Here is a 1,356-nt window from a genome sequence, read left to right on the forward strand (position 1 = left end):
GCCGGAGCGGGTCCCGTAGTGCTGACAGTCAATCAAGCCGTGGTGCTGCGACGACCGTGCGCTCGTCGTACAGGTTGGTGGCCCGGCCCGGCACACCCGGCAGATCCTGCTGAACCTGCTGTCGAACGCCGCTCGCTACTCCCCCGGTGAAATCAGATTGATCGCTGCCGTCCGGCGGCGCCGGCTGCGGCTGACCGTGGCTGACCAGGGCGGACTGACCGAGGATCTGCTGCACGCGCTGCACCGGCGCACGCCCCCGGCGGGCACGAAAGGCCTGGGACTGTGGGTCGTCCGCCACCTGGTCGACGCCCAGGGCGGGACGCTGCGGGCCCGCGGCCTGTCCCCGCGCGGGGTGGCCCTGGAGGTCACCCTGCCGCGCCGCCGACGTTGACCCGTTCGGGCCACCCGCTGGCCTGGAGAGGACGCCCGGACGGGCATGGTGAAGGCGTGTTCAACCACGTCAAGCAACTGCGGTTCGAGGCCCGGCCGGACGGCCCGGACGCCGCCTTCGCGCGGCGCCTGCAGGACGCCCTCGGGGGCCGGTGGGGGGCGCTCACCGTCGCGAACCAGTACCTGCTCCAGGGCTGGACCTGCCGGCTGCCGGGCAAGTACCGCGACCTGCTGCTCGACATGGGCACCGAGGAACTGGCCCACGTGGAGATGCTGAGCACCATGATCACCCGGCTGCTGCAGGACGCGCCGCTGACCGCGGACGAGAACGAGGACAACCCGGCCCAGTGCGCCGAGATCTACTCCGCCCACCTCGTGCAGGCCGGGTCCGGTCCGCTGCTGGCCGACAGCAACGGGGTGCCGTGGAGTGGCTCCTACGTGACCGCCAGCGGCAGCCTGCTCGCCGACTTCCACCTCAACGTCAGCGCCGAGGCGCAGAGCCGGCTGCGGCTGGCCCGGCTGTTCCACATGACCGGCGACCCCGGGGTCAAGCAGATGCTGCGGTACCTGCTGGCCCGCGACACCATGCACCAGAACGTGTGGCTGGCCGCCATCGAGGAACTGCGCGAGGACGGTATCGAGCACATGCCGGTGCCGGAGGCGTTCCCCGACGCCGTGCCCGACGACGCGTACGCCCGGACCTACCTGAGCTTCTCCGACGGCGAGGACGCCGCGGCCGGCCGGTGGGCAAACGGGCTGACGTACGAGTCCACCCCGTCCTCCGAGGGCCGGCCACCGGTGCTGCCCCCGGCCGATCCCCGCCTGTACTGCTCGTGAGAGGAGTTCCCGTCGTGCGCAACGCCCCCTTCTTCCGCACGTTCGTCGCGCTGGCGTACCTGCTGGCCCTGGTGCTGCACGGCCGCTGGGACGCGCGCACCGCGGGGCTGGCCGTGGCCGTCCTGGCGG

General features: G+C 72.4%; 2 protein-coding genes. Both read left to right on the plus strand.

What is annotated here, in order from left to right; translation table 11 throughout:
• Positions 1-118 precede the first annotated feature (118 nt).
• Positions 119-391, plus strand: a complete 273-nt coding sequence (locus AB0C29_RS48710; protein ID WP_360835217.1) for an ATP-binding protein — start codon at positions 119-121, stop codon at positions 389-391.
• A 56-nt stretch (positions 392-447) separates the two neighbouring features.
• Entirely contained in the window at positions 448-1,227 is a 780-nt protein-coding gene (locus AB0C29_RS48715) for a manganese catalase family protein (protein ID WP_360835216.1), read from the plus strand.
• Positions 1,228-1,356 lie beyond the last annotated feature (129 nt).

The organism is Actinoplanes sp. NPDC048791 (genome assembly GCF_040650095.1).
Lineage (GTDB): Bacteria > Actinomycetota > Actinomycetes > Mycobacteriales > Micromonosporaceae > Actinoplanes.